The organism is Plantactinospora endophytica (assembly GCF_016862915.1).
Classification (GTDB): Bacteria; Actinomycetota; Actinomycetes; order Mycobacteriales; family Micromonosporaceae; genus Plantactinospora; species Plantactinospora endophytica.
Map to the genome: position 1 here is coordinate 172,537 of NZ_BONW01000021.1, position 20,005 is coordinate 192,541.

Genomic DNA, 20,005 nt, shown 5'->3' on the forward strand with positions numbered 1-20,005 from the left:
CAGCACCGCGACAGTCAACACCGCAGCGGACAACGGTCAGCACCGCGACGGAAAACCGTCGGCACCGCGACGGAAAACCGTCGGCACCGCGACGGAAAACCGTCGGCACCGCGACGGAAAACCGTCGGCACCGCGACCGCCGACGGTCAGCGGGGCGAGGCGCCCAGGTGGGCCAGCAGGTCCTGCCGGGTGAGTACGCCCTTCGGCTTGCCGTCCACCAGCACCAGTGCGGCGTCGGACTTCTCCAGCAGCCCGACCGCCTCGCTCACCGGCTGGCCACCGCCGATCATCGGCAGCGGCGGGCCCATGTGCCGCTCGATGGTGTCGTGCAGCTTCGCCTGGCCGGTGAAGAGCGCGTCCAGTAGGTCCCGTTCGGCGATCGAGCCGGCGACCTCACCGGTCACCACCGGCGGTTCGGCCTTCAGCACCGGAAGCTGCGAGACGGCGTACTCCCGCATGTAGTCGACGGCGTCCCGGACCGTCTCGGTCGGGTGCACGTGGATCAGCTCGGGAATGCCGTTCGGCTTGCTGTTCAGCGCGTCGGCCACGGTCGGCTCGGTGGCGCTGGTGTCCATGAAGCCGTACCGGGCCATCCACTCGTCGTCGAAGATCTTCGACAGGTAGCCCCGGCCGCCGTCCGGCAGCAGCACCACCACCACGTCGTCCGGGCCGGCCTGCCGGGCCACCTCCAGGGCGGCGGCCACCGCCATCCCGCAGGAGCCGCCGACCAGCAGCCCCTCCTCGCGGGCGAGTCGCCGGGTCAACTCGAACGAGTCCTTGTCCGAGATCTTCACGATCTCGTCGCAGATGCCCCGGTCGTACGTCTCCGGCCAGAAGTCCTCGCCCACCCCCTCGACCAGGTAGGGCCGGCCGGTGCCGCCGGAGTAGACCGAGCCCTCCGGGTCGGCGCCGACGATCCGTACCGCCCCGCCGGAGACCTCCTTGAGGTAGCGGCCGGTGCCGGAGATGGTGCCGCCGGTGCCGACCCCGGCCACGAAGTGCGTGATCCGGCCGCCGGTCTGCTCCCACAGCTCCGGCCCGGTGGTCTCGTAGTGCGAGCGCGGGTTCGCCGGGTTGGCGTACTGGTTCGGCTTCCATGCGCCGGGGATCTCCCGGGTCAGCCGATCCGACACGTTGTAGTACGAGCGCGGGTCCTCCGGCGCCACCGCCGTCGGGCAGACCACCACCTCGGCCCCGTACGCCCGCAGCACGTTCTGCTTGTCCTCGCTGACCTTGTCGGGGCAGACGAAGACGCACCGGTAACCCCGGGTCTGGGCCACCAGGGCCAGCCCGACGCCGGTGTTCCCGCTGGTCGGCTCGACGATGGTGCCGCCCGGCCTCAGCAGACCGGCCTGCTCCGCCTCCTCGACCATCCGCAGCGCGATCCGGTCCTTGACCGACCCGCCCGGGTTGAAGTACTCGATCTTGGCGAGCACGGTCGCCGAGATGCCGGCGGTCACCTGCCGGAGCCGGACCAGGGGGGTGTCGCCGATCAACTCGATGACGTTGTCGTAGTAGCGCACGACGTTGTGCCCTTCTCGGTGCTCGCCGGCCGGACGGCACTGGCCGGGCACGATGTCGGTGCTGGTGGCGTGCGGTCGGGGCGAAGGATGGTGGGTTCTACCGCCAGCGTACGTGCCGGCGGGCCGACCCGTGGCCGGGGATCCCGGCCGGGACGGGGGAACCGTCGGCGGCCCGGTACGGGTCGGCTGCGGGCGGGGGCGTCAGCGTCAGCGCACCACCCCGCCCGGGATGACGGAGTCCCGGCGGGCCTCCCAGGCGAGGAAACGCTCGGTCTCGCCGAGCACCGCACCGGCCAGCCAGGTCACCATGACCGCGTCGTCGGCAAGGCCGAAGATCAGCAGGGTGAGTTCCGGCAGTACGTCGACCGGGGACAGCACGTAGGCGGTCGCCGCGGTCATCAGGGCGAGCCGCAGTCCGCCGTCGTACTCGCCCCGGGCGGTCGCCGCGATCATGCGGGGCAGGGCGGCGAGCCGCTTGCCCAGTGACGGGCCGCCCCGCGAGCCGGCGGTCAGTGCCTGGAACAACGCCCTGAAGGCGGCAGTTCGTCGAAGTGTCTTGCTGGTGGCCATGTCCGCGCCCTCCTCTGGATTCATGATGCATCCGGACGCAACCTGCCGCTCGCCGGGAATTCGACCGACGGAGGACCGGAAGTTCGGCCGGTGGAGACCGGGAGTTCGGCCGGCGGAGGAATCGTCGGGAAGTCGGTGCTAACCGGCGCTGGCCGGGTACCCGACCGCCACCGGCGTGCGGACGGGACGCCGACAGCGCTGGGTGGGGCGACCGGGTTAATCTCGAAGGTCGCGAGGCGTACGGCGTGACAGGCGGGGGGCCCTGATGAGTCCGGCCGGATCGACGCGGCGACAACGGTCGCCGCAGCGCAACCCGACGTCGTGGTGGCAGCCGCAGCCGTCGGTGCGGCAGCACCGGACGACGCGGCGGGAGTCGTCCCCGACACGGCGGTCGGCGTGGCCGGCCGCCCGTCGGGTGGCGAGGGCGACGGCCGTGGGGGTGGGACTGACCGCGCTCACCACCGCCGCCGGGTACGGGCTGCTGCTGGGGCAGGCCCGGCAGGCCCGTCGGGTGATCCCGCTGGCCGAGGCCCCGCCGCCGCGTGGCGACGGCGTCTACGGCGCGAAGTTCCCCGGCGAGCCGATCACCATGGTGGTGCTGGGCGACTCGTCCGCCGCCGGTTACGGGGTGCACCGGCCCCGGGAGACGCCCGGGGCGCTGCTCGCCACCGGCACCTCCCGGCGGTTGCGCCGACCCGTCCGGCTGTACCGGTTCGCCGTGGTCGGCTGCCTCTCCGCCGGGCTGCGTCCCCAGGTCGACGCGGCGTTGGAACGCGCGCCGGACCTGGCGGTGATCCTGATCGGCGGCAACGACGTGACGAACCGTACGCCGCACTCGGTGGCGGTCCGCTACCTCGTCGAGGCGGTACGCGAGCTGCGGGCGGCCGGCGCCCAGGTGGTGGTCGGCACCTGCCCCGACCTCGGTGCGATCCAGCCGATCAAGCCACCGCTGCGCTGGCTGGCCCGGCGCTGGAGCCGACAGCTCGCCGCCGCGCAGACCGTGGCGGTGGTGGAGGCCGGTGGGCTGACGGTCTCCCTCGGTGACCTGCTCGGTCCCCGGTTCGCCGCCGAGCCGACCCGGATGTTCGCCTGGGACCACTTCCACCCGTCCGCCGAGGGGTACGCGATCGCCGCCGCCGCGCTGCTGCCGACCGTACTGGCCGCGCTCGGCGCCGGCCCCGACCGCCGCGGGTTCACCGGCGACCAGGGCGTACGGTCGCTGCCGGTGGCGGCCCAGGAGGCGGCCCGACATGCCGGTACGGAGGTTCGGGGCGTCCGGGTCGGCGGCCGGGAGCACGGCCCCGGCGGACGGTGGGCGCAGCTACGCCGCCGTGGGGCCTGGTTCGGGCACCCCCGCGCGGGAGAGACTGGAGGCCCACCGGAGACACCGGCATCGCTGGACGAGGCGACAACCTCCACAGTAGAGGAACGGGCATGACGGGACTCGACACGAGCGGCACGGCGACGTACGGGATGGCCACCCGGATCGCCCGGGGCGCCGCGGTCACACTGATCGCCGGTGCGGTCGGCGGCATCGCGCTACTGGCCGGCGAGGCATTCGTGGCCCGCAACCGGCGGTACGCCCAGCCGGAACTCGGGCTGGCCCTGCGCTCCACGGTCGGCCGGGCCGGCGCACCCCCGCTCCGGCTGGTCCTGCTCGGCGACTCGGCCGCACTCGGGGTCGGGGTGGACCGGGCCGACGACACCGTCGGCGGCCAACTCGCCCGGCTGCTCTCCGAGGGGGCCGGGCCGGTCGGCGGCGGTGAACGCCAGGTGTCGCTCTCCAGCGTCGGCGTCTCCGGCTCCCGCTCCACCGACCTGGCCACCCAGGTGGCAAGGGCGCTGCTCGGCGAGCGGCCGGACGTCGCGGTGATCCTGGTCGGCGCGAACGACGTGGTGGCGCTGCGCCGGCCCGCCGAGGCGGCGGCGTACCTCGGCGCGGCGGTACGCCGGCTGCGCGGCGCCCAGGTCCGGGTGGTGGTCGGCACCTGCCCCGACCTCGGCGCGGTCCGGGCCATCGCGCCGCCGTTGCGGCAGGTCGCCGGCTGGCTCGGTCGGCACACCGCCCGCGCCCAGGCCGTCGCCGTGCTGGAGGCCGGCGGCACGGTGGTGGATCTCGGCGCCGAGACGGGCGCGGTGTTCCGGGCCGACGCGGGGACACTCTGTTCGGACGGCTACCACCCGTCGGCCGACGGCTACCGGGTCTGGGCCCACGCGCTGCTGCCGGCCGTGGCCCGCGCCGCCGCCGGCACCCGCCAGCGGTAGCCCGGCCGCCCCTCCCCGCCGACCTGCCGGCCGGCTCCCCGCCGCGTCGGGTCAGGTGGCGACGGCGACCGCCTGCCGGATCGTCTCCGGCTGCTGGAGCACCGACAGCATGCAGTGCGCCACGTCGGCCCGTGGCACCACGGTTCCGCCCCGGACGCTGCGCCCGTACGCCGTGCGGTAGGTGCCGGTCAGCGGCTTGTCGGTGAGCCGGGGCGGGCGTACCACGGTCCAGTCCAGGTCACCGCCGTCCCGGAGCAGTTCCTCCATCACCGCCAGGTCGACGTAGGGCTTGCGCAGTACGGCCTTGAGCAGCGGGCTCGCCAGGTATCGCATGACCGGGCCCTCGCCCGGGTCGGGTGGCGGTTTCGGGCGACCCGGTGCGGCGACGGTGGAGATCGGAGCGGCGCTGACCACGACGATCCGGCGTACGCCCCGGGCCCGCATCGCGGTGACGATCTCGCGGGTGCCCCGGGAGGCGACTCCGCTCTCGGCCATCGAGCGGGGGCCGAGTCCCGAGAGCACCGCGTCGGCCTTGTCGACGGCGTCGGCCAGTACCGCCGGGTCGGGGGTGGCCAGGTCGGCCGCGACCACCCGTACGCCGTCCGGCTCGTCGGCCAGGCTCGCCGGATTCCGTACCACCGCCGTCACGTCGTGACCGGCGGCGACGGCCTGCCGGAGCAGGTGCCGGCCGATCCCGCCGCTGGCGGCGAAGATCGTGAGTCTCATGTCGCACCACCCTCCCGAAGGGTTAGTGAGTGTTCACTTACCATTAGGGTAGTGAGCACTCACCACCTGTCAAGCTGAGCCGGCCATCGATACCGAGCCGGGTTCGGAAGCGCCGAGGAGGGCGATGAGCACGAGAGGTCGGGGCGAGACGACCCGGGAACGCGTCCTGGCCGCCGCCGCCACGGTGATCCGGGAACAGGGCCTGGCGCACACCACGACCAAGGAGATCGCGCGGGTCGCCGGCTACTCCGAAGCCACCCTCTACAAGCACTTCACCGGTAAGGAGGACCTGTTCCTCGCCGTGATGCAGATCCGGCTCGCGCCGTTCATCGGGCTGATGGTCCGGTTGCCGGACCGGGCCGGCAGCGGCACCGTGCCGGCCCGGCTGACCGAACTCGGCCACGAGATGCTCCGGGTCTACGAGGAGTCCGGGCAGCTCGCCATGGCCCTCTTCGCCGAACCGGTGCTGCTCGACCGGCAGCGGGAGCTGTTCCGGCAGAGCGGCGCCGGCCCGCAGCACGCCAACGCGGCCCTCGCCGAGTACCTCCGGCGGGAGCGGGAACTGGGCCGGATCGCCCCGACGGCGAACCCGGTCGCGCTGGCCAACCTCTTCCTCGGGGCGTGTTTCTACCGGGCCTTCCTGGTCGCCTTCCTCGGTCCGGCCGGTCGCGCGCAACTCCTCGACCACGATCCCGACCGGTTCGTCGCGGAGCTGGTCACGGCCATGCCGTACCCGTCGATCCCGCCGACCGCCGAACCGGCGGACCGACCGGGCGGCTCGCCCGCTGGTGACCCCGGGGCCGGATCGGGTTAACGTTTCTTCATGTCGACCGCGTCCCCCCGCGAAGCCGTTATCGTCGCCACCGCCCGCTCCCCGATCGGCCGGGCACACAAGGGCTCGCTGCGCGAGCTGCGCCCGGACGACCTGGCCGCGACCATCGTCCAGGCCGCCCTCGACAAGGTGCCGCAGCTCGACCCGGTCCAGATCGACGACCTCTACCTCGGCTGCGGGCTGCCCGGCGGCGAGCAGGGCTTCAACATGGCCCGGGTGGTCGGCACCCTGCTCGGCCTGGACACGGTGCCCGGCGCCACCCTCACCCGGTACTGCGCCTCCTCGTTGCAGACCACCCGGATGGCGTTCCACGCGATCCGGGCCGGTGAGGGCGACGTCTTCGTCTCGGCCGGCGTGGAGTGCGTCTCCCGGTACGCCCGGGGCAACTCCGACGCCCTGCCGCCGGACGCACAGGCGCTGGTCGGCGGCGGCTGGCAGAACCCGAGGTTCGACGCGGCCCGGGCCCGCTCCGCCGCCCGTACCGAGGCCGGCGCACCGGTCTGGACGGATCCCCGGCTCGACGGCGGGCTGCCGGACGTCTACCTGGCGATGGGGCAGACCGCCGAGAACCTCGCCCAGGCGTACGACGTGTCCCGGGCCGACATGGACGAGTTCGGCGTACGCAGCCAGAACCTCGCGGAGAAGGCGATCGCCGACGGCTTCTGGGCCCGGGAGATCACCCCGGTCACCCTGCCGTCCGGCGAGTGGGTCGACTCCGACGACGGGCCCCGTGCCGGGGTGACCCTGGACGGGGTGGCCGGGCTGAAGCCGGTCTTCCGGCCGGACGGTCGGATCACCGCCGGCAACTGCTGCCCGCTCAACGACGGCGCGGCGGCCGTGATCATCATGAGTGCCGAGCGCGCCCGCGAGCTGGAGATCACTCCGCTGGCCCGGATCGTCTCCACCGGGGTCACCGGGCTCTCCCCGGAGATCATGGGACTCGGCCCGGTCGAGGCGTCCCGGCAGGCCCTGCGCCGGGCCGGGATGACCATCGACGACGTCGACCTGGTCGAGATCAACGAGGCGTTCGCGGCCCAGGTGATCCCGTCGTACCGCGAGTTGGACATCCCGCTGGAGAAGCTCAACGTGATGGGCGGGGCGATCGCGGTCGGGCACCCGTTCGGGATGACCGGCGCCCGGATCACCGGCACCCTGCTGAACGCGCTGGACTGGCACGACCGGACGGTCGGGCTGGAGACCATGTGCGTGGGCGGCGGCCAGGGCATGGCGATGGTGCTGGAGCGGCTGAGCTGAGTTTCCGGGCCGCCCTTACCCGGCCGGGGTCGGGCGGCCCTCCGATCCTGTCGCGCGGCGGGTCGGCCCTGCGGCCGGGCGGGCGGACGGGCTCGTCGGCGGTAGGCGGTCGGTCAGGGGGACTGTCGGACGGTCAGAGGGACTGTCGGACGGTCGCCATCTCGGCGGCGGCGCCGGCCAGCACCGAGGCCGGCGGGTCCGCGTCGACCAGGTCCGCCACCATCACCCGGAGCTGGTCCGGCAGGGCCAGCGCGTTCTCCAACCGGGGTACGCGCCGCCGCGGTTCCCCGGCCGCGTCGGCGGCCAGGTCGGCGAGCTGCTGGACGAGCCGGTGCACCAGGTCGGCCCGAACCGGACCGCCGGCCGGACCCGGCGCCGCCCAGCGTGGCGGCGTCCAGTGGCCCACCTGCCGGACGAGCAGGTCGAGCTGGCGGACCAGCGGCTCGGCCGGTCGGGCGGCTTCGGGCGCGTTCACGCGGCGAGTCTACGGTCGGGTCAGCGCCGGACGTAGCTGAGCAAACGGAGGATCTGCCAGTAGAGGAAGATCAGGCCGGCGAGTAGTCCGAACGCGCAGAACCAGGCGTACCGGACCGGCAGGCCGTCCCGGACCCACCGCTCCACCAGGTCGAAGTCGAGGACGAAGGTCAGCGCGCCGACCGTGATGCAGACCAGCGCGAAGACGTACGGCAGCCAGCCGACCTCGCTGCCGGTGCTGTAGACCACCAGGGTCTGCCGGCCGGCGATCAGGTAGACGGCGAGGTTGACCAGGCCCAGCACCACCACGCCGATCAGCGCGCCGACCACCAGCCGGGCGAACCGGGGCGTGGCGCGGAGCACCCGCAGCCCGTAGAGCACCGCCATCCCGACGAAGACTCCGAAGGTGCCGACCACGGCCTGCACCACGATGCCGGGGTAGACCGCCTCGAAGCCCCGGCTGGCGACGCCGAGCAGTACGCCCTGGAGCACCGCGTACCCGCCGACCAGGATCGGGTTGGTGATCCGGCGGAACGAGATCACCAGGGCGAGTACCAGCCCGGCCAGTGCCGAGCCGAGGGCGGCCGGTGCGGCCCAGCCGTCGGTGACGTACGTCCAGGCGACCGCTCCGGTGGCGCCGGTCAGCAGCAGCAGGCCGACGGTACGCACCACCACGTCGTCGACGGTCATCGGCCGGACGACCCCGGCGCCGAGGACCTGGCGTTCCACCCGGACGGTGTCGTCCAGCCGGGTCAGTACCGGGTTCGAACTTTCCATCTCAGCAACAGTGAACCAGACATTCCGCGCATAGCCGACCCAGTCCCCGGCGAAACGTGCTTCGACCCCGGCTCGGGTTACCGCATCTGCCGCAGCGAGGGTGGCTGGGCCCTACCCGTGTCCCCGGGACGGACCCGATCGCTGAAATCGAGTTCACGTTGGCTGTTCACCACGACGGCCCGGCCGTCCCGGATCGCCTCCTCGACCAGCCCGGCCACCTCGCCCGGCGTCGCGTTCGGGTGTGCCACCCCGATCGCACGGCCGAGGGCGTTGTTGTGCAGATCCATCGCCTCGCGGTCCGGCGCGTTGAGCCGCTCCGCCTCGTGCGCCGTGCCGTACCGCTCGGCGAAGTCCTCGCCGAACTCCTGGGCCACCCGGGCGCTCCAGTACGCGTGCCGGAAGGCGTCGTTGTGACCGTCGTCCGCACCGGTGAGCGGAAAGCGGGAATCGGCCAGGGTCCTGGCGTCCAGCGCGTACAGGAGCACCTGTACGCCGGCAGGACCGCGCGAACGCAGCAGCCGCTCCTCCTCGGCGGTCTTGATGTAGCCGCCGAGCAACCCGGTCGGCTTGGGTTCGAGACTGTCCGCGACCTGGTTGGCGCGGAGTTGCGGGCCCGTCCGGTGTGCGTCGGGAAGGGAACCGCCCTGCTGCACCAGCTCGGCCAGGCCGGGGGTCCGGTCGAGGACGATCCGCACCTGCGTGGCGTCGGTCTGGAACTCCGGCAGGTCCCGCAGCGCGTGGTCGAGCGCCGTCGTCAGGACGGCCCTGGACTCCTGCTCGATCTCCCGGGCCCGGTCGTAGTTGTGTCCGGCCTCGCCGAACAGCCGATCCGCGTCGACCTTCGCCTGTTCGAACCGGGCGCCCAGGCCGTGCTGACGGAACCAGGTGGCCAGCTCCTCGCTGGCCCGGATCGTCTCCCAGATCCGCATCGGCTGCGCCGTACCCAGGATCCAGCCGATGTCGCCCAGACCGTCGAACAGCTCCTGGATCTCCCGGCGGAGCCTCGCCTCCGCCCCGATGCCGTCCTCGACGAGACCCTGTGCCCGCTTCAGGTCCCGAGCGTGTACGCCGTACGCCTTCCCCACCTTGTCGTACCCGTTGCGCAACCCCTCCAGCAGGCGGTCGATCTCCTTGAGCCGCTCGTCGAAGAGCGGCCGGCCGGTACCCACCCAGTCGACCCTGCGGCGCAGGTCGGGCAGGCCCGGCAGCACCGTGCCGAGGACCCGTACCGCCCGGGCACAGTCCTCGGCCGACAACTCGACCCGGGCCGGTGTCATCCGCTCGATGTAGTTGATCTCGTCCCGGAACGCCATCGGGCCGGTCCGCTCAGCGTCCGGGCCGGTACGTCGTGCCGGTCAGGATTTGGTCGACCGCCCGAACGAGGCCGACGTCGGCCTGCTCGTGCAGCACCGCGGCCCCTCTGACCTTGCTCGACAGCGCGGCGAGCAGGGCCACCGCGTCCCGGAACTGGTCGCTGGCGTGCTCGGCGAAGCTCCGGCTCCTGGCGGCGACCTCCTCGTGCGCAGCCGGCCTGGGCACCGCGACCACCTCCGGCTCCGGCCGTCTGGCCTGCAACGAGCCGGCGAGTCCGAGCAGTTCGTTACTGCCGCCGCGCAGCGTTGCCGAGTTCATCGACACGTCGCCCTCGGCCATGTCCGCCTCCCCCTGCGCCGACGCCCGCCCCCGACGAGCGGGGACGGGCGTCTGGACCGATCCGGCAGACCGTCAGGTCAGCGGTCGCCGGTGCCCGACTCGGTTCTGACCGTGCTCAGTCGTCGCCCTGGAAGTAGCTCAGCAACCGCAGGATCTCGATGTAGAGCCAGACCAGGCTGACCAGAATGCCGAAGGCGGCGGTCCAGGAGTACTTGCGCGGCAGGCCCATCCGCACCCCCTCCTCCACCTCGTGGAAGCTGAGGATGAAGCTGAGCGAGGCGATCACGATGCAGATCAGGCTGAACCCGATGGCGATCGGGCCACCGCTGCGCAGCCCGGTCTCGATGCCGAAGAGGGTCAGCACGAAGTTGATCAGAATGACCGCGAAGATGCCGACCGTCGCCGCGATGACGCCCCGGATGAACTTCGGCGTCGCCCGGATGACCTTGGCCTTGTAGAGGCCGGCCATCAGGAAGAAGACCCCGAAGGTGGCGATCACCGCCTGGAGGACGATGCCGTCGTAGCCGGCGATGGACTCGAAGAACTTGCTGACCATGCCGACGAAGACGCCCTCGACGACGGCGTACGTGACGACCAGCGCCGGGTTGGCGATCCGCATGAACGAGATCACCAGGCCGAGCACCAGCCCGACGACGGCGGCACCGATCCAGGCCGCGCCGACCAGCGCGTCCGGCACCAGCACCCAGGCCAGCGCGGCGGAGAGCCCGGTGATGCCGAGCAGGGTGACCGTCTTGACGACGACGTCGTCGATGGACATCGGCTGTACGGTGGGCGGCGCGGCCGGGTAGCCCGCGTCCGTCGGGTACGGCTGCCCGTAGCCGGGCTGTCCGTATGCGCCGGCCGGGGCGTACCCCGAGGCCCGCTCCCGCTCGGCCGCCTGGCCGAGTCGGGCCAGCACCGGGTTGGACGTCTTCACTTTGTCAAGCCTCCTGAAAAGGTCGGTGCACAATGCCCGTGCCCTATCCAGGGTAATGCTCCCCGGCGAGGTTGTGGAGATCCACGTCACTCGACCACCTGGCAGGTGGTCCGGACGCACCGCGAATCGAACTGTGCCCGGGGCGGGGGTCGAACCCGCACGCCTTGCGGCAGCCGCTTTTAAGGCGGCCGTGTCTGCCTTTCCACCACCCGGGCAGGTGCCGAATCCGCTCGGCCCTGGTGCCTGCCACGGTAGCGGGTGCAGCCCCACCGGGCGCACCCCGTTCTCGGATCGGCACTAGGGTCATCGTCGTGACCAGCACTGCCCGCGCGGCGCAGGACGCCGATCCCGGCCCGGCCACGACCGAGACCGTCTCCGGCCCGACCAGGTCCCGCTGGGGGCGTTGGCCCGGCGCGCTGCACCGGCACGGGCCGGACCTCGCGGTGTGCCTGCTCTTCGTGGTGCTGGCCGGCTGGCTCACCGCCGGGCTCTGGCCGGACCCGGGTGCCCGGGTGCTGGCGCTCAACCCGGAGGACCAGGCCCTCTACGAGTGGTTCCTGGCGATGGACTCCCGCGTCCTGCACGGTGATTTCACCCTGTTGAGCGACCGGCTCAACGCCCCCGACGGGGTGAACCTGATGGCCAACACCACGGTCATCGCCCTCGGCTTCCTGTTCGCGCCGGTCACCCTGGCCTTCGGCGCACCGGTCACCTTCGCGCTGCTCGCCGCCGCCGGTCTCGCCGGTACCGCGATCGCCTGGTACCTGCTCTTCACCCGGCTGCTCGGCGTCCGTCGGCTGGCCGCCGGGCTCGGTGCCGGGCTCTGCGGCTTCGGGCCGGGGATCATCTCCCAGTCCAACAGCCACCTGCACATGACCGCCCAGTGGCTGGTGCCGGTGCTGATCTGGTTGGTCGTCCGGATGGTCCGGGCGGCCGACCCGCAGGCCCGACCCGACAGGCCGGGGATCGCCTGGCGGCGGGTGGTCACCTCGGCGGCCGGGCTCGCCGCCGGAGTGTCGGTGCAGGTGTTCATCGGCGAGGAGACGCTCTTCCTGGCCGCCGTGGCCCTGGTCGTCTTCACCCTGGCGTACGCCGCCGCGAACTGGTCGCTGGCCCGGCGGGTGGCGCCCGGGTTCCTCGCCGGCATGGTATTGGCGGTCGTGCTGGCCCTGCCGGTGCTGGCGTACCCGCTCTGGTTCCAGTTCGCCGGGGCGCAGAGTGTGCCGAACGGCATGTTCAGCCCGCACTACTTCTACGCCGATCTGGCAAGCTGGTCGGCGATCTCGCCGATGTCGATCGCCGGCTCGCCGGAGGCCGCCCGGCTGACCACCGGGCCGGCCGAGTACAACACCTTCCTCGGCTGGCCGCTGATCCTGGCCGCCGTACTCGCCGCCGGCTGGCTGATCCGGCGGCCGGTCGTGATCGCCTGCGTCACCTCCGGGATCGTGATGGCGGCGCTGTCGCTCGGGCCGACGATCATCGTCGACAAGGAGCAGACCGGGATCACCGGACCCTATTCACTGCTGCTGGGCATCCCGGTGGTGGACGGGGCGCTGCCGATGCGCTTCGCGCTGGCGCTGCTCCCGCTGATCGCCACGGTGCTTGCGCTCGCCGTCGACCACGGGCTGGCCGCGCCGGAGAAGCCGGTACGCCTGATGGTGCCGCTGGCGGCGGTCATCGCGCTGCTGCCGATCTTCCCGGCCCAGATCCCGACCGCCGCCCGGCCGCCGCTGCCGAAGTTCATCGCGGACGGGCACTGGCGCGACTGCGTCAAGCCGAACGGCGTACTGGTGCCGGTGCCGCTGCCGACCCCGCAGGAGCCGTGGGCGATGCGTTGGGCAGCCGCCGCCGACGCGTCGTTCGCGCTGCCCGAGGGCTTCTTCATCGGCCCGTACGCGGCCGGCGGGCAGGCGTCGATGGGCACCTACAAGCAGCCGACCTCGCAACTGCTGACCGACGTGTCGAAGAACGGCGCGATCCCGGCGATCGGCCCGGAACAGCGCGACCAGGCCCGCAGGGACATCCAGTTCTGGGGCGCCTCCTGCGTCGTGGTCGCCGACGACGCCCCGAACGCGACCAGCCTGCGAACCACCCTGGAGGCGCTGCTCGGCCCGGGTACCCGGGTCGCCGACGCCTGGACCTGGCGGGTCTGAGAACGCCGACGCGGCACGACGCCACCAGCGGCGGACGCTGCGGTGCCCGGTCCGGATCGGGCCGGGCACCACTGCTGGGCGATCAGACCGGCTTGCGGTCGCCCGGCCGGCTGCCCGCCGCCGAGGACGCCTCGATGAACTCCTCCCGGGGGTCGTGCAACTGGCCGAGCGCGACCACCTCGCGGCGGAGGATGAAGGCGAGACTCCAGTCCACGATCACCCGCACCTTGCGGTTGAGCGAGGGGATCCGGCTCATGTGGTACGTCCGGTGCATGAACCAGGCCGGCAGCCCTTTGAGCTTGATCCCGTAGACCTGGGCGACGCCCTTGTGCAGACCGAGGCTGGCCACGCTGCCGGCGTGCTTGTGCTTGTAGTTGACCGGCGCCCGGCCCCGGAGCACCGCCCGGATGTTGTCGGCCATCCGGGCCGCCTGCCGCACCGCGTGCTGGGCACTCGGCGAGCAGTACGCACCGGGCGGGCCGGTCAGGTCCGGCACCGCCGCGCAGTCACCGGCGCTCCACGCCCCCTCGACCACCTGGTCGCCGTCGACCACCTGGAGGGTCGGCAGGCAGGTCACCCGGCCCCGCTCGTCCCGGGGCAGGTCGGTCTGGGCCAACATCGGCGACGGCTTCACCCCGGCCGTCCAGACGATGGTGTCGGCCCGGAAGCTGTCCCCGTCGGAGAGCCGGACCAGTCCGTCCACACAGGACTCCAGCCGGGTCTCCAGCCGGATGTCCATCTTCCGCTTCAGCAACTGCGCCACCGTGTACGCGCCCATGTCCCGGTCGACCTCGGGCAGCACCCGCAGGGTCGCCTCGACGAGTACCCAGCGCATGTCGCCGGGCTTCAGCTCCGGGTAGTACTTGAGCGCGTCCCGGGCCATGTCCTCCATCTCGGCCAGCGCCTCGATGCCGGCGTAGCCACCGCCGACGAAGACGAAGGTCAGCGCACAGCGCCGGACGTCCGGGTCGGTGGTGGCGGCGGCCACGTCCAACCGGTCCAGCACGTGGTTGCGCAGGAAGATCGCCTCACCGATGGTCTTGAACCCGATGCCCTGCTCGGCCAGCCCGGGGATCGGCAGGGTACGGGAGACCGAGCCGGGCGCCACCACGATGTGGTCGTACGCGATCTCCCGGGCCGGGCCGATGATCGGCTGCACGGTCGCGGTCTTCCGGTCGTGCTCGACCCGGGTGACCGTACCGGCGACGATGGTGCAGCGGCGCAGTTCGCGCCGGAGCGGCACCACGGAGTGCCGGGGGGAGATGTTGCCGGCCGCCGCCTCGGGCAGGAAGGGTTGGTACGTCATGTGGGGCTGAGGGTCGACGACGATGACCTCGGCCTCCCACGACCGGAGCTTCTTCGACAGGCGCAGGGCCGCGTACAGGCCGACGTGACCGGCGCCCACCACAAGGATCCGCTGCGGATTCACGTCTCCATCTTTCCCCCCGCCGCCCCGGGATGCGGGCCAGATGCCCCCTTCTGTGACTGAGGACGCCAGGTGAGCCGCGTTACCCCAGTTTGCACCGATCTTGCCGAGCGGCGCCGCCGAACGCCGGAACTCCGACCGGTTCCCGGCGCCGCAGCGACCGCTACCTGCGCCGGAACACCGGCCGGTTCCCCGCCGGAACGTCGGGCGCTACCTGCGTCGGAACAGCCAGCCGAGCAGTGCGGCGGCGGCGACGGCCAGGGCCAGCCCGCCGAGCAGTACGACGACGAAGTTCTCGTCGCCCCACCGGCCGTCCAGGGCGAGCAGCGGCACGGCGAGCACCGCCGAGGCGAGCGCCACCCCCAGCGCCCGGGCCACCCACCGGGCCAGCACCTCGGGGGCGATCACCGCGTCGTACGACAGCAGGGCGGCGAGCGCGGCGAGGCTGTGCGTCAGGTAGAGGAAGGTGGCCAGGGCGAGCAGCCGCCACAGCTCGACCCGCTGGTCGTACCAGCCGGTGGCCGCCACCCAGGCGCCGGCCGCGGCCAGCAGGATAAAGGTGGGCCAGTTCCGCCGGGGCGCGACCGCGGGCGCCATCGCCGCCACCACCAGCAGGCCGAGCAGCCGGGGGTCGGACGGCCGTTCCGGGTACGCCAGCAGCAGCGCCACCAGCGCGCAGCCGAAGACGCCGCCCCGGACCAGCAGCGGCACCAGGGTGATCCGGCCGATCGCCGCGTACATCTCCTTGACCCGGTTCAGCACGGCGTCTCTCCGTTCGACACGGCGGCCCTCACCGCAGCGCCGGGCGGGGCGCGGAGGCGAGCCGGGCGACGTCCCGGAGTACCAGGTCGAGGCTGCCCGCCCCGGCCCAGGTGACCACCGGTACCCCGTGCTCGCGGAGCTGCCCGATCGTCATCTCCCGGTCCAGCCGCCAGAGCCGGTGCGCGATCTCGGTCCACTGCCCCCGCTTCGGCGGCACCGCCGACGGCGGCAGGGTGTCCACCGCCACCACGAACCGGCCGGACCGGGCCAGCCGAGCCAGCATCGCCGCCGACCGGGCGTCCACCAGCGGGGTGAGCACCACCACCAGGGCGTTCGAGGAGAGCAGTTGCGGACCGAAGACCTGGTCGTACGGCTCGTGCGGAGACTGTTCGACCCGGACGTCGAGCAGCCACTCCAGCAGGGTCAGGTACTGCCGCCGGCCGGTGGCCGGCCGGAGCCGGCGGGCCGACGGGCCGTATTCGAGCAGCGAGACCCGGTCGCCCCGGTGCAGGTAGTGCTCGGCGATCGCGGCGGCGGCCCGGACGCAGGTGTCCAGCACCGAGGCGCTGCCCCGGATCCCGCCCGACCGGCCCGCCTCGGCGAGTACGTCGAGCAGCAGCACCACCTCGGCGTCCCGGTCGGAGAGCATCGCCGCCACGTGCAGTTGCCGGGCTCGCAGCGACACCCGCCAGTCGATCCGGCGCAGCCGGTCCCCCGGCCCGAAGATGCGTACCCCGGCCAGTTCGCCGCCCTCGCCCGGGCGCCGCGACCGGTGCCCGCCGACCAGGCCGGCGGCCCGGGGCATCGCCTCGTCCGCGTCGAACGGCTCGGTCACCGGGTAGACCGGCACCGCGCGGGCGTCGGTGAGCACCGTCTGGCTGGCCAGCAGGCCGTCGCAGGCGATCGCCCGGACCGCCGCCGGCCCGATCGCGTGCCGGCCCCAGCGCAGCGTCGCACCGCGCAACTCCAGGTCGGCTATGGTGCCGGCCGGCACGGTGAAGCCGTACGGGCGGTCGGTGGCGTCCCGCCGTCCGTCCCCGCCGGCCGGTACGGCGCCGTCGGCCCCGGCACCGCCGGGCGCGAACAGCACCTCGTCGATCCGCAGCCAGGACGACACCACGGTACGGACCAGCACCAGGTCGTACCCGACGTCGTCGCGGTTGCCGACGCTGATCCCGCCGACCAGCCCGGCTCCCTCGACAAGGTTGGTGTCGTCGACCCCGATCGCGATCTCCGGCGGATGCTCCGGCCGGCGCCGCAGCGCGTACGCGGTGCCGAGCGCGAAGGGGGCGGCCAGCACGACGAGGTCGGCCCGGCCGAGCAGCGCACCGGCCACCAGGAACAGCCCGGTGAGCAGCACCGCTCGGCCGAGGGCCCGGGTGGACACCCAGTCCGGCACCGGCCCCGCCCAGGACTGCCCGGCCGGGGGCGCGGCGGTGCGCTGCCCGGGTACGGCGGGTCGCAGGGTCGGTCCGGAGGTGCCCACGGTCAGCGTGCCCCGGCAGGCCCGGCGGCGTAGCTGGGCAGGGCGCCGCTGGCCGGGGCGGGAGTGGTCTCCAGCACCTCGTTGACCACGAACGACGGGTCGACCCGGCGCAGCCACATCTCCGGGCGGAGCGTGATCCGGTGCGCCAGCACCGGCACCGCCACCGCCTTGACGTCCTCGGGGATCACGTAGTCGCGGTTGGCGAACGCGGCGATCGCCCGGGCCAGCAGCAGCAGCGCGAGCGAGCCACGCGGCGAGGCGCCGACCAGCACGGAAGCGTGCTCCCGGGTGGCGGCGGTCAGCGCGACGATGTAGCGGCCGATCGAGTCCTCCACCACCACGTTCTCCAGGGCCGCCTGCATGCCCCGGAGTACTCCGGCGTTCACCACCGGTTTCAGCTCCGCCTCCTCCTGGCGGCGGGCCATCCGGCGGCGGAGCACGTCCCACTCCTCCTCGGCGCCCGGATAGCCGAACGAGACCCGGAGCAGGAACCGGTCGAGCTGCGCCTCCGGCAGCGGATAGGTCCCTTCGTATTCGATCGGGTTGGCGGTGGCGATCACGTGGAACGGCGGGTCGAGCCGGTAGGTGACGCCCTCCACCGAGACCTGCTTCTCCTGCATCGCCTCCAGCAGCGCCGCCTGGGTCTTCGGCGGCGTCCGGTTGATCTCGTCGGCGAGCAGCAGGTTGGTGAAGACCGGCCCGGCCCGGAAGCTGAAGTCGGCGGTGCGCTGGTCGTAGAGGAAGGAGCCGGTGACGTCGGCGGGCAGCAGGTCGGGGGTGAACTGGAGGCGCCGGAAGTCGAGCCCGAGCGCCTGGGCGAAGGAGCGCGCGGTCAGCGTCTTGCCCAGCCCCGGCAGGTCCTCCAGCAGCACGTGCCCGCCGGCCAGGATGCCGGCGAGTACCAGCTCCAGGGCGTCCCGCTTACCCACCACCACCGTGCCGACCTGGTCCAGCACGGCCTGCGCCAGCCGACCCACGTCGAACGTGCTGACCTGCTCCGCGTCTGTCATAGCTTCTCCAATTGGGCGACGATCGCCGCGATGTCGCGCGGCGCCGGAGTGCGCTTGGGAGGCGTGTCGATGAAGTTCCACAGTGGCTCGCCGAGCAACGCCCGGGCCCGCTCCGGATCGGTGGCCCGGTCGACGCCGTGCCGCTGCCGCAGCACCTCGTCGACGAGTTCGCCGAGCACCGGCTGCACCGCCCGGGAGAACCGCTCCGGCTCCCCCTGCGACCAGGCCAGCTTGGTCTCCCAGCGGCTGACCGAACTGCCCAGGGCGTCCCGGACGGTCCAGTCGTAGCTGCCGTCCTCCTCGCCCCGATCGGCGGGTCGCTGGAGCCGGATCGGCACCGGTGGCGGCGGGGCGAGGCTCCGGGCGAGCCGGCGCAACAGCAGCAGGGCGAGGAAGCCGGCGAAGACCGCCGGGGCCGAGACGCCGATCCCGACCATGCGCAGCCCGAGTACGACCGCAGCGGCGAACCCGGCCGCGGCGAACCCGATGCGCAGCCAGCCGCGTACGCCACCGCGCCGGGGAGCGTCCGTGGGCGCCTGCTCCTCCTCGTCTTCGAGCAGGTCGAAGATGCTGGCGCTGGAGCCGCTCACCCGGTCACCCCCGCCGTCAGTTCGGTACGCAGCCGGTGCAGCGCCGACCGGGCCTGGGTACGCATCCGCTCGTCGACGGTGTGCGTGGCGTACCGGGCCTCGCGGTAGACGTCGGCGAACGCGGCCAGCACGTCGGCACTGACCGGCCGGCCGGCGCCCAGCAGCCGGGTGACCAGGTCGGTCGGGGTGTCGCCGGGCCGGCGTTCGACGCCCGCCGCAGCGGCGGCCTGTTCCAGGCGTACCCAGCAGGCGATCACCGCCTTGCGCGGGTCGGCGTCGGTGTCGGAGAGTTCGACCAGGCCGGCGTCGAGCGCGGCGACCACCTCCTCCGCCGTCTGTTCGGCGGAGCGGAGTTTGCGGGCACCGGGGCGGGCCAGTCCCCGGCGGCGGCGCAGCAGGTCCCGGGCCAGTGCCCAGAGCAGCGCGACCACCACCGCCAGCACCACGGCGGTGCAGAGCACGGTGCCGACGTACGGGACCCACTCGGGCAGGTAGCTGCCGGACGGCCCCGGCTCGGCGCTGGCCAGCGACTCCGCCGGGACAGGCTGTTCCGGCGGTTCGAAGGTTGGCACGATGTCGGCCGGCGGGTCGACCCGGGTGAACCCGATCGAGGAGTGTCCGGCGGCGAGCGCGGCCAGCGCCAGCAGCCCGGCGACGGCGGCCAGTGGCCACAGTGTGCGCAGCAGGCCGGCGGTGAGGCTGGACCGGGGTGGCTGCGGTGCCGGGCGGGCACGGTCGGAGCGCCCGTCGGTCATCGCACCGCCCCCCTGAGCCGTCTAGCGGGAGTCGTCCAACCCGGCCAGGCGCCGGGCCTGGGCGAACACGTCGTCCAGCATTGTCGGTGTGAGCCGCCCGGTAAAGGTGTTCTGCTGGCTGACGTGGTAACAGCCGAGCACCTGCGGTACGGCGTCGTTCCCGGACCAGTGTGCCCCATGACCGAAGCCGGGTCGCGGGGTGGGCGGGCGCACACCGTACGCCTGGCGGAGCACCGGCCACCACGCCGCCCAGGCGAACGCGCCGAGGGTGACCACGACGCGCAGGGTGGGTCTGATCAGGTCGATCTCCCGGTGCAGCCAGGGCGCGCAGGTGTCCCGCTCGACCGGGGTCGGCTTGTTGTCCGGCGGCGCGCAGCGCACGGCGGCGGCGATCCGGGTGTGCCGCAGGGCGAGCCCGTCGTCGGCGGCCACGCTGGTCGGCTGGTTGGCCAGGCCGGCCCGGTGCAGCGCGGCGAAGAGGACGTCCCCGGACCGGTCGCCGGTGAAGATCCGGCCGGTCCGGTTGCCGCCGTGTGCGGCCGGGGCCAGTCCGAGGATGGCGATCCGGGCGTCGGCGACGCCGAAGCCGGGTACCGGTCGTCCCCAGTACTCCTGGTCGCGGAAGGCGGCCCGGCGCACGGTGGCGACCTCCTCCCGCCAGGCGACCAGCCGGGGGCAGGCGAAGCACTGGGCGACCGCGCCGTCCATCTCGGCCAGGTCGGCCGCCCGCGCCGCGCGGCCGGCCACCTCTCCGGCGGTACGCGAAACCCGGCCCGGTCCGCCGTGCGGCTGCCGGGCCGGGTCGTCCGGTC

20 protein-coding genes and 1 tRNA gene are annotated in these 20,005 nt (G+C 73.2%); 5 read left to right on the forward strand and 16 right to left on the reverse strand.

The window, feature by feature from the left end:
* Positions 1 to 146: 146 nt before the first annotated feature.
* Positions 147 to 1,523 (reverse strand): cystathionine beta-synthase, encoded by a 1,377-nt coding sequence (locus Pen02_RS21765; RefSeq protein WP_203867940.1) that lies wholly within the window; start codon positions 1,521 to 1,523, stop codon positions 147 to 149.
* Between the two features lie 207 nt (positions 1,524 to 1,730).
* Complete coding sequence (locus Pen02_RS21770) at positions 1,731 to 2,117, reverse strand: YkvA family protein (protein ID WP_239141067.1); 387 nt, start codon at positions 2,115 to 2,117, stop codon at positions 1,731 to 1,733.
* Positions 2,118 to 2,436: 319 nt separating this feature from the next.
* Between Pen02_RS21770 and Pen02_RS21775 the strand changes: the two genes are divergently transcribed.
* Together Pen02_RS21775 and Pen02_RS21780 are read left to right on the forward strand one after the other, a co-directional pair.
* Positions 2,437 to 3,531: an SGNH/GDSL hydrolase family protein gene (locus Pen02_RS21775; RefSeq protein WP_372445652.1), complete on the forward strand. Its 1,095-nt coding sequence runs from the start codon at positions 2,437 to 2,439 to the stop codon at positions 3,529 to 3,531.
* Positions 3,532 to 3,566: 35 nt separating this feature from the next.
* Positions 3,567 to 4,358 carry an SGNH/GDSL hydrolase family protein gene (locus Pen02_RS21780; RefSeq protein ID WP_203868242.1) on the forward strand — a complete coding sequence of 264 codons (792 nt, stop codon included), beginning with the start codon at positions 3,567 to 3,569 and terminating at the stop codon, positions 4,356 to 4,358.
* 51 nt (positions 4,359 to 4,409) lie between these two features.
* On the opposite strand, the gene Pen02_RS21785 is transcribed toward Pen02_RS21780, so the two are convergent.
* Positions 4,410 to 5,084, reverse strand: coding sequence for an NAD(P)-dependent oxidoreductase (locus tag Pen02_RS21785; protein WP_203867942.1), 675 nt, complete (start codon positions 5,082 to 5,084; stop codon positions 4,410 to 4,412).
* Positions 5,085 to 5,208: 124 nt separating this feature from the next.
* On the opposite strand from Pen02_RS21785, the gene Pen02_RS21790 reads away from it, so the two are divergent.
* Positions 5,209 to 5,898 carry a TetR/AcrR family transcriptional regulator gene (locus Pen02_RS21790; RefSeq protein WP_203867943.1) on the forward strand — a complete coding sequence of 230 codons (690 nt, stop codon included), beginning with the start codon at positions 5,209 to 5,211 and terminating at the stop codon, positions 5,896 to 5,898.
* A 9-nt stretch (positions 5,899 to 5,907) separates the two neighbouring features.
* Positions 5,908 to 7,170 (forward strand): acetyl-CoA C-acetyltransferase, encoded by a 1,263-nt coding sequence (locus Pen02_RS21795; RefSeq protein ID WP_203867944.1) that lies wholly within the window; start codon positions 5,908 to 5,910, stop codon positions 7,168 to 7,170.
* Positions 7,171 to 7,303: 133 nt separating this feature from the next.
* Here the strand turns inward: Pen02_RS21795 and Pen02_RS21800 are convergent, their stop codons facing one another.
* The 6 genes from Pen02_RS21800 to Pen02_RS21825 all read right to left on the reverse strand — a co-directional run bounded on the left by Pen02_RS21800 (position 7,304) and on the right by Pen02_RS21825 (position 11,226).
* Positions 7,304 to 7,645: a hypothetical protein gene (locus Pen02_RS21800; RefSeq protein ID WP_239141071.1), complete on the reverse strand. Its 342-nt coding sequence runs from the start codon at positions 7,643 to 7,645 to the stop codon at positions 7,304 to 7,306.
* Between the two features lie 20 nt (positions 7,646 to 7,665).
* On the reverse strand, positions 7,666 to 8,421 hold the full coding sequence (locus tag Pen02_RS21805; RefSeq protein ID WP_203867945.1) for a Bax inhibitor-1/YccA family protein: 756 nt from the start codon (positions 8,419 to 8,421) through the stop codon (positions 7,666 to 7,668).
* Between the two features lie 77 nt (positions 8,422 to 8,498).
* Positions 8,499 to 9,734, reverse strand: coding sequence for a DUF6973 domain-containing protein (locus Pen02_RS21810; RefSeq protein WP_203867946.1), 1,236 nt, complete (start codon positions 9,732 to 9,734; stop codon positions 8,499 to 8,501).
* Positions 9,735 to 9,747: 13 nt separating this feature from the next.
* Positions 9,748 to 10,074, reverse strand: a complete 327-nt coding sequence (locus Pen02_RS21815) for a hypothetical protein (protein ID WP_203867947.1) — start codon at positions 10,072 to 10,074, stop codon at positions 9,748 to 9,750.
* Between the two features lie 115 nt (positions 10,075 to 10,189).
* Complete coding sequence (locus tag Pen02_RS21820) at positions 10,190 to 11,011, reverse strand: Bax inhibitor-1/YccA family protein (protein ID WP_203867948.1); 822 nt, start codon at positions 11,009 to 11,011, stop codon at positions 10,190 to 10,192.
* A 134-nt stretch (positions 11,012 to 11,145) separates the two neighbouring features.
* Positions 11,146 to 11,226: transfer RNA gene (locus Pen02_RS21825), tRNA-Leu, on the reverse strand.
* Positions 11,227 to 11,322: 96 nt separating this feature from the next.
* Here Pen02_RS21825 and Pen02_RS21830 point away from each other — a divergent pair.
* Positions 11,323 to 13,164, forward strand: coding sequence for a hypothetical protein (locus Pen02_RS21830; protein ID WP_239141073.1), 1,842 nt, complete (start codon positions 11,323 to 11,325; stop codon positions 13,162 to 13,164).
* A gap of 82 nt (positions 13,165 to 13,246) precedes the next feature.
* Here Pen02_RS21830 and Pen02_RS21835 read toward each other — a convergent pair whose 3' ends face one another.
* From Pen02_RS21835 to Pen02_RS21865, 7 genes are all read right to left on the reverse strand, one after another.
* The gene (locus Pen02_RS21835) at positions 13,247 to 14,593 is read right to left on the reverse strand and encodes an NAD(P)/FAD-dependent oxidoreductase (protein WP_203867949.1); all 1,347 of its coding nucleotides are present in this window, start codon (positions 14,591 to 14,593) and stop codon (positions 13,247 to 13,249) included.
* A 207-nt stretch (positions 14,594 to 14,800) separates the two neighbouring features.
* A complete protein-coding gene (locus Pen02_RS21840; RefSeq protein WP_203868245.1) occupies positions 14,801 to 15,331 on the reverse strand; it encodes a hypothetical protein in 531 nt (176 codons plus the stop codon).
* Between the two features lie 49 nt (positions 15,332 to 15,380).
* A complete protein-coding gene (locus Pen02_RS21845) occupies positions 15,381 to 16,751 on the reverse strand; it encodes a DUF58 domain-containing protein (protein WP_203868246.1) in 1,371 nt (456 codons plus the stop codon).
* An 89-nt stretch (positions 16,752 to 16,840) separates the two neighbouring features.
* Positions 16,841 to 17,848 (reverse strand): AAA family ATPase, encoded by a 1,008-nt coding sequence (locus Pen02_RS21850; protein WP_203867950.1) that lies wholly within the window; start codon positions 17,846 to 17,848, stop codon positions 16,841 to 16,843.
* Positions 17,845 to 18,438 carry a hypothetical protein gene (locus tag Pen02_RS21855; protein ID WP_203867951.1) on the reverse strand — a complete coding sequence of 198 codons (594 nt, stop codon included), beginning with the start codon at positions 18,436 to 18,438 and terminating at the stop codon, positions 17,845 to 17,847. The genes Pen02_RS21850 and Pen02_RS21855 overlap by 4 nt, the downstream gene beginning before the upstream one ends.
* The gene (locus Pen02_RS21860) at positions 18,435 to 19,193 is read right to left on the reverse strand and encodes a DUF4129 domain-containing protein (protein ID WP_203867952.1); all 759 of its coding nucleotides are present in this window, start codon (positions 19,191 to 19,193) and stop codon (positions 18,435 to 18,437) included. Before Pen02_RS21860 ends, Pen02_RS21855 begins: the two co-directional genes overlap by 4 nt.
* Before the next feature lie 21 nt (positions 19,194 to 19,214).
* On the reverse strand, positions 19,215 to 19,901 hold the full coding sequence (locus Pen02_RS21865) for a uracil-DNA glycosylase (RefSeq protein WP_203868247.1): 687 nt from the start codon (positions 19,899 to 19,901) through the stop codon (positions 19,215 to 19,217).
* Between the last annotated feature and the right edge of the window lie 104 nt (positions 19,902 to 20,005).